4 protein-coding genes are annotated in these 4989 nt (G+C 65.5%); 2 read left to right on the top strand and 2 right to left on the bottom strand.

From position 1 onward, the window contains the following. Together QZY01_RS03905 and QZY01_RS03900 are read left to right on the top strand one after the other, a co-directional pair. Positions 1-668 (top strand): proton-conducting transporter membrane subunit (locus QZY01_RS03905; RefSeq protein WP_294533603.1); only part of this gene is annotated, 668 nt, incomplete at its 5' end. Further along, the gene (locus QZY01_RS03900) at positions 665-2317 is read left to right on the top strand and encodes a proton-conducting transporter membrane subunit (RefSeq protein ID WP_294533601.1); all 1653 of its coding nucleotides are present in this window, start codon (positions 665-667) and stop codon (positions 2315-2317) included. The genes QZY01_RS03905 and QZY01_RS03900, both read left to right, overlap by 4 nt. 197 nt (positions 2318-2514) lie before the next feature. Here QZY01_RS03900 and QZY01_RS03895 read toward each other — a convergent pair whose 3' ends face one another. Further along, entirely contained in the window at positions 2515-3090 is a 576-nt protein-coding gene (locus QZY01_RS03895; protein ID WP_294533598.1) for a hypothetical protein, read from the bottom strand. A gap of 436 nt (positions 3091-3526) precedes the next feature. After that, positions 3527-4989, bottom strand: a 1463-nt coding sequence (locus QZY01_RS03890) for a GntP family permease (RefSeq protein WP_294533596.1), incomplete at its 5' end; no start/stop codon positions are given.

The following is a 4989-nucleotide window of genomic DNA, read 5'->3' as shown; positions in this document are numbered from 1 at the left end:
TTCCCGGCGACGCGGCGCAGACCCTTCTAGGCGTGCTCGGTTCGGCGGCGATCCTGTTTGGCAGCGTGCTGGCCTTGCGCCAGCCCCGGCTCAAACTGCTGATCGCCTATTCGACGCTGGCGCAGATCGGCTATCTCTTCCTGATCTTCCCGCTGGCTTCCGGCCTGCATCCGTGGACCGTGGACGGCTGGAACGGCGGGCTGATGCAGACGCTCTCCCACGCCTTCGCCAAGGCGGCGATGTTCCTCTCCGCCGGCCTCATCGCCGAGTCGCTCGGCCATGACAAAATCGCCGAATTCACTGGCGCCGGGCGCGCCATGCCGATGACCTTTCTGGCGCTGAGTCTCGGCGGGTTGTCGCTGATGGGCCTGCCGCCGAGCGGCGGTTTTGGCGCCAAATGGCTGCTGCTGCGCGCCTCGGTCGCCGCCGGGCATTGGGTATTCGCTCTGGTGCTGCTGGCGGGCGGGCTGCTTGCCGCCGGCTATGTGTACCGGATTCTGTCCCCCGCGTTGGCCGAGGGTTCGCTCGTGCTGAAAGCGCCGCCGCAGCGCAGCCGGGAGGGCGCGGCGCTGGCGCTGGCGATCGCAGCCGTCGCGCTCGGCTTCGCGCCGCAAGCGTTTTTCGATTTCCTCCAGATCGGCCGGCTGGCCGTGGAGGCGCAGCCATGACCGGGTCCTTCACCTCGCCGCTCGCCGCCGCGCTCGGCCCCTTCCTGCTCTTCGCGGCGCTGGCGCTGCCGCTGGCCTTTGTGGCGGCCTGGTTCTTTGCCGGCCAGCGCCGCCGGGCGCGCGATCTGCAATGGCTGGCGCCGGTTCCAGCGCTTGGCGCGGCGCTGCTGGCGCTCGTCGGCGGGCCTTTTTCGTTGGAGGCGCCGGCCTTGCGCCTGAGCCTGTCGCTTGATCGGCCGGGCGCGCTGCTGCTGGCCGTCGCGGCGCTGTTGTGGATCGTCGTCGGCGCGGCGACCTTCACCTATTGGAAAAAATGGCCGGGCCATCGTTTCGCCGTCTGCTGGCTGTTGACCCTGACCGGCAGTATCGGCGCATTCCTCGCCGCCGATCTCTTGAGCTTCTATCTTTTCTATGCGCTGGTCAGCATCCCCGCCTACGGGCTCATCGTCGATGACGACGCGCCCGAAACGAAACGGGCGGGCGGGGTCTATATGGCCTTCACCATTCTCGGAGAGGCGCTGCTGCTGCTGGCGCTGGCGCTGCTCGCGGCGGGCGAACCGCATGGCAGCCTGCGCATCGAGGATGTGGTCGCGGAACTGTCCACTTCACCCTGGCGCAACGGCGCCTTGGCGCTGATTATCGCCAGTTTCGGCATGAAGATCGGCCTCGCGCCGCTCAATGGCTGGATGCCGCTCGCTTACAGGGCCGCGCCCATATCCGCCGCCGCCGTGCTGAGCGGCGCCGGCGTCAAGGCCGGCGTCATCGGCCTGATCCGCTTCCTGCCGCTCGGCTTCGCCATGCCCGTTTGGGGCGGGGCGCTGGCCGTGCTCGGATTTTTCGCCGCCTTTTATGGCGTGGCCATCGGCGTCACCCAGCAGAACCCCAAAACCGTGCTCGCCTATTCGAGCATCAGCCAGATGGGGGTGCTGGCCGCCGCGCTCGGCATGGCGCTCGCCGGCGGCGACGCCGGCGCGCCGGCGCTGGTGGCCTTCGCCGCCGCCAATCATGTGCTGGTCAAGGGCGCGCTGTTTCTGACGGTCGGCGCCTTCGCAGCCATGGACTGGCGCCGCGAAAAATGGGCCTTGCCGCTGGCGGCGGCGCTCGGCCTCAGCCTCGCCGGCCTGCCCTTCACCGGCGGCGCGCTGGCGAAACTCGCGCTCAAGGCGCCGCTGGGCTATGGAATCGGCGCGATCCTGTCCACCGCCTCGGCGGCGGGAACCGCGCTGTTGATGCTGCATTTCGTGACGCGTCTCGCCAAAACCGCCGCTGGTGCAGATACCGCGCGAATTCCCCACGCGATCCCCCGGTTCTGGCAATTTTTCGCGCTCGGTGCGATTTTCCTCCCCTGGCTGCTGTTTCCAGCCGTTGGCCATCTCCCGGACGCCCTGAGCCTCGACACGCTCTGGGACGGGTTCTGGCCAGTCCTGATCGGCGCCGCGCTGGCGCTCGCGCTGGCGCGCTGGGGCGAAAGGCTGCCGCGCATTCCGGCGGGCGACACGGTGGTCGCCGCCGAACGGGCGTTCAAGTCGAGTTTCGCCGTGAGCGGGTTTTTCGAGAGCCTCGACGCGCGGCTGCGCTTCTTCCCGGCGGGCGGACTGTCGCTGCTCGCCATCGCTTTGATACTTGCCGCAATGGCGGCTGGCGGGTGAGGGCGGTTTCGGCAACGACTGCGTTCGGCTCTTTGCGGCGCTGCGACATGAAGCTCCTGCCCGCGCCCGTCCCCCGCTCAAAGGACTTTTACCGTCGTTCGCCGCATGAAGGTCGAAGCGCGGCGGCGACAACGACTCGTAAAAAGCGAGAAAGACCGCCTCGCGGCGGCCTTTACTTCGTTTGAATTTGATTTCGATCAGGCGGCAACGGAAGCCAGTTTGCTGCGGCGATAGCCGAGGAAGCCGAGACCGGCGAAGCCGGAGAGCATCATGAGCCAGGTCGAGGTTTCCGGGACGCCGGAAACGGTGGTGATCTTGACGTCGTCCCAACGCTCGGATTCGCGGTTGTACATTTTGTAGTCGCCGGGAATGAATTCAAAGCCGTGTTCGCCGTTGATGAAAAATTTGCCGCCGACGTCATTGTAAAGGCCAAGTTTGTCGGAAAAGCCGCTGCGCTCGTCGTCCTTGAAGAAACGATAAGTGTCCTCGACCTTTTTGCCGTCCGTGATCTGGATAACCGGGCCAAATTTAAACCCGTCCTCGGATTCGCGGTTGTCGCGTTTCGGGTCCAGCACGAGGTCGAACACGGTCGTCCGATCGCCTTCGCCAGAAATGGCGAACTCGAACGTGGTGGTCGCATGAGCGGCGCCTTTTCCATCCCCATGGCTCCCGGATTCACCGCCGAACTCGACATTGGTCGTCGCATGAGCAGCGCCGCCGACAAGCATGGAGCCGACCAGAGCCGCGCCCAGAAGAGCTGATTTGATATTCACGTAGTTCTCCTAAAAAAATATTGCGGGTGGCTGAGTCCGCATCTTTTCAAGGAGATGGGCCAGCTCGGCCTACTAATGGCAAATATGGCGCCTCGAATTTATCGGGTCTCCAGAAAGCCGCTTTCGATCCTTGGAAGCGGCCGATTTCTCCCGTCCATCCCAAATAATTATGCAATGATTTCAATATGTTGGGCGATTTTTTGTGATTTTTATCCCGGCCATTCGGCTCGAAAAATAGGCGACTTCAGAAAGGGTTCGACGGCCGGCGCGGATTCGATGTTTTGCAAAAGGCGACGCCCTTGCGAAAACAAGTTGCATTCCACGACGCATTTCAAGAAACGCCCGGCCAAGGTTTGCGACTGGCCGGGTCCGGCCAAAACTGTCGAAGCCGCCCCGACCGCTTCCCGCCCGATGGCGCCATTGCTTGAGGCAAGGCTTAAAACGACCCGAACACCGTCCCCAACCCGATCACCGCCGCCAGCGCGACCAGCGAACTGACCACGCCGACCATCACGATGTCGAAATAGCCTTCCTTGTGGTTGGAGCCGCAGACCGCCAGCACCGTGACCACCGCGCCGTTGTGCGGCAGCATGTCGAGCGTTCCCGCGCCGATCACGGCGACGCGGTGCAGCAGGCCGGGGTCTATGCCCTGTTCGGCGGCGATCTTCATATAGGCGTCGCCGAGCGCGTCGAGCGCGATGGTCAGCCCGCCCGAGGCCGAACCGGTCAAGGCCGCGAGCACATTGGTCGCCACCGCCAAGGACACCAAAGGTCCGCCCTCGATGCCGAGCACCCAGTCGCGGACCAGAGCGAAAGCCGGCAAAGCCGCGACCACCGAGCCGAAGCCGACGAGGCTTGCGACGCTGAGCACCGGCAGCACCGAGGCGTTGGCGCCGGCGTCCATCGAGGCGCGCAAGGACGGCAGGCGGCGAAAATTGATCGCCACCAGCACGAGGATGGCGCTCGCGAGCGCCGTGACCACCGCCCAGACGCCGCCGACCGCGGAAAGCGAGGTCTCGCCCCAGACTTCTTCGGCCAGAAACGAGGCGTCGAGTCCTGGCAGCACGAACAGCGACATCACCAGATTGACGCCGATCACCACGGCGAGCGGCAGGAAGGCCAGAGCGACCGGCGGGCCGACCGCGCTCTCCTTGCTATGCCCGATCTCGTTGGGGTCGAAGGCGCCGGCAGTGGTGGCGCGCTCGCGCACGATCGGGTCCGTCGAAGCCTCGTCGGCGGCTTTGGCGTCGTCGAGCAAGGCCGGGTCGTCGCCAAAGCCTTCGCCGCTGGCGCGGGCTTTGGACTCGGCGCGGGCGAGCCACCACAAGCCGAAAGCCAGCATGATCGCCGAAGCGATGACGCCGAGGCCCGGCGCCGCGAAGGGCGTGGTGCCAAAGAATGGCATGGGAATGGCGTTCTGGATTGCCGGGGTTCCCGGCAGCGCCGACATGGTGAAGGTGGAGGCGCCGAGCATGATCGCCGCCGGCATCAGCCGGCGCGGAATGCCCGCCGAGCGAAACAGCGCATGGGCCATTGGCGCGATGACGAAAAAGGCGACGAACAGGCTGACGCCGCCATAGGTTACGAGCGCGCCGGCCAAAACCACCGCCAGCACCGCGCGTTTGGCGCCGAGCTTTTCGGTCATGAAGTTCGCGATGGTCGCGACCGAGCCGCTATCCTCCATCAGCTTGCCGAACAGCGCCCCCAGCAGAAAGATCGGGAAAAACTGCATGATGAACTGCGCGGCGCTGCGCATAAAAGTCTGTGTCCAGTGGGCGAGGGTCGGTTCGCCGGCCAGCAGCGCGGCGAGAATCGCGGCGGCGGGCGCCAGCAATAGGATGCTCCAGCCGCGATAGGCGAGCCAGATCAGCAGGCCGAGCGAAACGAGAATGCCAAGCA

It is taken from the genome of uncultured Rhodoblastus sp., assembly GCF_903903185.1.
Classification (GTDB): domain Bacteria; phylum Pseudomonadota; class Alphaproteobacteria; order Rhizobiales; family Beijerinckiaceae; genus Rhodoblastus.
Note: the sequence above shows the minus strand (reverse complement) of the source record. Positions and strands in the feature narration are given on the sequence as shown.